The sequence below is a fragment of the Paramaledivibacter caminithermalis DSM 15212 genome (assembly GCF_900142245.1).
Taxonomy (GTDB): Bacteria; Bacillota; Clostridia; order Peptostreptococcales; family Caminicellaceae; genus Paramaledivibacter; species Paramaledivibacter caminithermalis.
On record NZ_FRAG01000111.1, the window covers coordinates 1 to 4,378 of the forward strand.

5 protein-coding genes are annotated in these 4,378 nt (G+C 29.5%); 3 read left to right on the plus strand and 2 right to left on the minus strand.

Going from position 1 to position 4,378, the window contains the following annotated elements:
• Positions 1–516: 516 nt before the first annotated feature.
• Positions 517–954 (plus strand): hypothetical protein, encoded by a 438-nt coding sequence (locus BUB36_RS18515; protein WP_073153742.1) that lies wholly within the window; start codon positions 517–519, stop codon positions 952–954.
• Positions 955–1,013: 59 nt separating this feature from the next.
• Here the strand turns inward: BUB36_RS18515 and BUB36_RS18520 are convergent, their stop codons facing one another.
• Positions 1,014–1,505, minus strand: coding sequence for a hypothetical protein (locus BUB36_RS18520; protein ID WP_073153744.1), 492 nt, complete (start codon positions 1,503–1,505; stop codon positions 1,014–1,016).
• Between the two features lie 188 nt (positions 1,506–1,693).
• Here BUB36_RS18520 and BUB36_RS20060 point away from each other — a divergent pair, with 188 nt between their 5' ends.
• Positions 1,694–2,134, plus strand: coding sequence for a hypothetical protein (locus BUB36_RS20060; protein WP_207550858.1), 441 nt, complete (start codon positions 1,694–1,696; stop codon positions 2,132–2,134).
• A 615-nt stretch (positions 2,135–2,749) separates the two neighbouring features.
• Here BUB36_RS20060 and BUB36_RS18530 read toward each other — a convergent pair.
• The gene (locus tag BUB36_RS18530) at positions 2,750–4,060 is read right to left on the minus strand and encodes a YjiH family protein (protein ID WP_073153746.1); all 1,311 of its coding nucleotides are present in this window, start codon (positions 4,058–4,060) and stop codon (positions 2,750–2,752) included.
• Positions 4,061–4,182: 122 nt separating this feature from the next.
• On the opposite strand from BUB36_RS18530, the gene BUB36_RS18535 reads away from it, so the two are divergent.
• Positions 4,183–4,378, plus strand: a 196-nt coding sequence (locus BUB36_RS18535) for an IS1 family transposase (RefSeq protein WP_330390553.1), incomplete at its 3' end; no start/stop codon positions are given.

The following is a 4,378-nucleotide window of genomic DNA, read 5'->3' on the forward strand; positions in this document are numbered from 1 at the left end:
AATCTGGAAGAAAGACTACTTTTAGAATGAGTAGTAGTTATCCTTATAAAGACAAATTTCAAATAATTATGAAAAACATTGATAATATTACTTTTGCATAATTTATAAAATCAAATTTGAAAACCTTAAAGCAATAACCAAGGGATTAGTCTGCTCTTTTTTAGGTTACAACATAAGATTTTGAGTTGGTATCTTATTAAAATTATAATCTTTGGTTCTATTGTTAATGAAACCAGAACTTCAGATATAAGATTTTACCTTTTAACATTAATTTTCATCATAATTCATTGAGTTATGAATAATTCAGGTATAATATTTTATTCCCTATTATTTAAGAAGGCTTTACTAATTCAAAAATCAACCATTTATAGAAAAAATTTTTTTTGAAATTTTTTTGTTTTTTAGTGTGATTGGTTGATTTTTTCATAGCTTATTTCTTTTTATATAGTGTAAGACGAAAATGTTGGCCAACAGATAGAAGTCTTATAAAATAAAATTATAAAGGAGAGATTAATTATGGGTACAAGAAAAGAATATATTGATACGCTTACGTTAACAAAAGATGAGCTATATAAAGCTAGAAGAGCACAAGCTGAAATAAGACAAGATGGTTTTAGTCAGCCAGATGAGTCTAAACTTGTAGAAGGCTTAACAGCTTTTGCAACAGTTTTATCGCTTATGTTTAAATTACCGACTCCAGTAACGTTAGCGGCGGGGGTTATTTCAGCAGTAGGAGGTATGCTCCCAAGTGAAATTGATACTTTAACTACCGTTTCTATTATGGGAGAGGATTTTTTAGATGAAGTTTATGATTTTCTGTACGATAATCCAGAGTATGATCTTGTAGAAGTAAAATTGCCATTTCTTGAATTTATTGATGAAGGGTTTAGAATTGTTCAGGGTGAAGGAATAGTTACTAAAGTACACGCTGGAAGTGGATGGATTTTATTGTAAAAACTTAAATCAACAAAGTGGGCTGTTTTACAATTTTATTGAGATTCAGCCCACTTTTGTTATTTTTGAGAAGTATTGATTAAGTCATTAACATACTTATAATCAAATTTGGAATCTATAATTTTATAGTATCCATTATGGAATCCCGGTTTATTAGATCTAATATAAAGAACAGATAAATTATCTAACCATATTTCATCAATAGTTATATAATAATATGCTGATGATTTTGGTGGATGAAATCTAAATCTGTAAGAAAAATTAATATCATTATCATGTTTAAAAATTTCTTCTTTGTTTGTTTCTTCTTTTAAAGGTATCAAATTTAAATCACTAAAATATTTAAAAATAAGAGTATTAGTATTTAAATTATAACTAGCATTGGTTATCCCATCATTAGAATAATTTATGGTAAAATGACAACTATACGGATTATCTGTGATGTCTTCTAAAGGATTATAAGGAATTAGATAGTATATGTAGTTCTGATAAAGATTTGCTAACAAAACATATAATATCAATACAATGAACAAATATTTGATTTTTTTCATATTTATTATTCATTCCTTTCTATCTATAACAAATTCTCACTAGTGTTCAATAAATGGGTATAAAATCCATTGACAAAATATAAATTGTAAAAAATTCATTAGTTTTCATAAATTTAGCATTAAAATAGCTTGTAACCTCTGCTTTAATATAATTATACCCATAATTACAAGCAAGGAGGGCACAAGCTATGTCTAGGGATAATTATATCACTATTTTTGAAAAATTATTAGATATTATTGATTGGGATATATTAAAAAAATCTACTTTTTTGTTAAATACTAACTATCTGATTGCACAAAATCATTTAAAAACGTTAATTTATTTTCATCTAGCGGAGCTAAAAAGTTTAAGAGATATCAATGACTTTATGCAATCCGACTCAGATTTAAAACAAGTAATAAAAGGCGTTAATCTAGGATCATTGTCTAATTACAATAATAATATAAACTTTGAGGTGTTTATTCCTTTAATGAACCAAATTATTGCAGATGCTATTAGCATATTGCCACCAGATGACACAATTAAACAACCCTGTACTTCAGTGCAGGGTTGTTTAATTTATCTTCTAACTGATGTTTCAGCAATACCTATATCAGCTGCTACATCTTTTACCTTGTTCTGTTACTAATCTTATTATCTCTTTCTTGTATTCAGAGGTAAACCCTCTGTTTTTTTTCCATTGCTGAACACCCTTCCTTATTTATATTATACATACTTTTCTTTGTGTCCAGCAAATCGGGTATAAATTATATGCCAAACGAAACGTCCCCTTGTCATTTCGTCCCCTTGTCATTTATATTATCAACTGCTTTTTGCAAAGCAAGTGGTGTTTCTCCTGTCGGAATGATTTGCTTTTTTTAAATATTATACCTTATTATATATATAATAACAACAGACATCAATTTCTATAGGCTCTATCAGTTGCCTAAATTTCTACTTCAATATTTCACCATGAAATAGAGTATATAACTGTATCTGCTCCAGTAAGCTTTAATCTATACCATCAACCTTACATTATAAAATGTACTCTTATAACAAATCCTTGGTTTTCTTGAGATTTTTCATCATCTTTAACTATCCCATAACAATTCAACTTTTCAACCCTGACCCCTTTTGCTCCTCAAAAATCTATTTGATTTTACATAACTTAGATAAAAAAGTAATATAAATTGAGAAGGAAGGTTTCATATGTTCTGATAAAAAGACATGTGAAACCTTCCTTTATTTGTTTTTATTATTTTTTTTATAATATCATAAATGCTATTGGAACAGCCAATAGTAAAGTAAATATGGTTCTTTCTATCCAGATAATTATTATTTCGGTAATTCCAATAGGAATTTCTGTAGATAATATACATGGTATTGATGCCGAAAAGAATAAAATAGAGGATATCGATATTATTCCTATAACAAATTTAGTAATCATTGGAGCATTAACCACTAATAATGCTGGCAAAAACATTTCTGCTATCTCTACTGCCATTGCCTTTGCTGCAAGCATTGGCTCTGGAACCCTTAATATTAAGGTAAAGGGATAGAATATATAGCCTATGATATCAAATACTGGTGTATACTTGGCAAGTATTAATCCAAGGAGCCCTACTGAAAGTATTGATGGCAATATTCCCATAGCCATACTAAATCCATCCTTTAGATTATCTAGAATATTTTTCCCTAGTGATGGAGATATAGCTGCTGCCTCAAGCCCTTTATCCAATGCATTTTTGAATAAATTACCCTTAATCTTAGGTTCTGGGTCTCCTTCTCCTGATATATACTTATCTTCTTTACTGCTAAGAGGTTTAATCCTTACTGTAATAGCGGTTACGATAAATGTAATTATTAATGTAGTCCAAAAGAAAGTATTCCATATTTCCATAAGCCCTAAGGTTTTAGCAACAATAATCATAAATGTAGCAGAAACCGTTGAAAATCCAGTTGCAATTATGCATGCTTCTTTAATCGTATATTTCCCTTCTTTAAACACCCTATTTGTAATTAAAAGGCCTATAGAATAACTTCCTACAAAGGATGCTACTGCATCTATGGCAGACCTCCCAGGAGTTTTCCATATTGGTCTCATTATCGGTCTCATTAGTACTCCAATAAATTCCAATAATCCATAGCCAACTAAAAATGCAAGAAAAACTGAACCTATAGGAACTATAAGTCCTACAGGGATAACTAACTTATTATATAAAAATGGTACCATATCCTTTTCAAATAGCCATTGAGGACCAAATTTAAAGTAAGCCATAAAGGCAACTACAATTCCTATAAGCTTTAAGATTGAAAATACCACAGTTACTTTATCCTTATTCCAAGTTTTCTTGTAAAAGGGATATATTCCGCCTATTATTATGACAATAAGTGCGTAGATTGGTGCTAGGGTTGGAAACCCAGTCTTAATTCCTGTAACAATGTGATCAAGAGGTATTGTAGATTTTCCTCCCACACTTATAGGTATAAAAAACATAAATATACCTATTAGACTATAAAAAATAAATTTAATCATACCGTTGGTTCTTTTCTGATTTTCAGTCCCTTTGATCATATAATTTCCTCCTATCTATATTATTCGCTCTGTAAACTTAAATGAAAATTGAGGACTTCAATCCTCTGTGGTACAATGTTTTTGCTAAAAAAACTATACCTCCCAGAAAGGATGAAGTCCTCATGCAAAAAATTGTACCAATTAAATGTACAAAATGCAATAATAAAGATTCTTTTTACCGTTATGGTAAAGATAAAGATGGTTATCAAAAATACCTTTGTCGCAAATGTAATCACCAATTTGCTCCTGATAAACCAATATCTAAAAAGGTACCTAAATACCCTCGCTGTCCCCTTTGTGGAAAGGCAACTTTTCTTC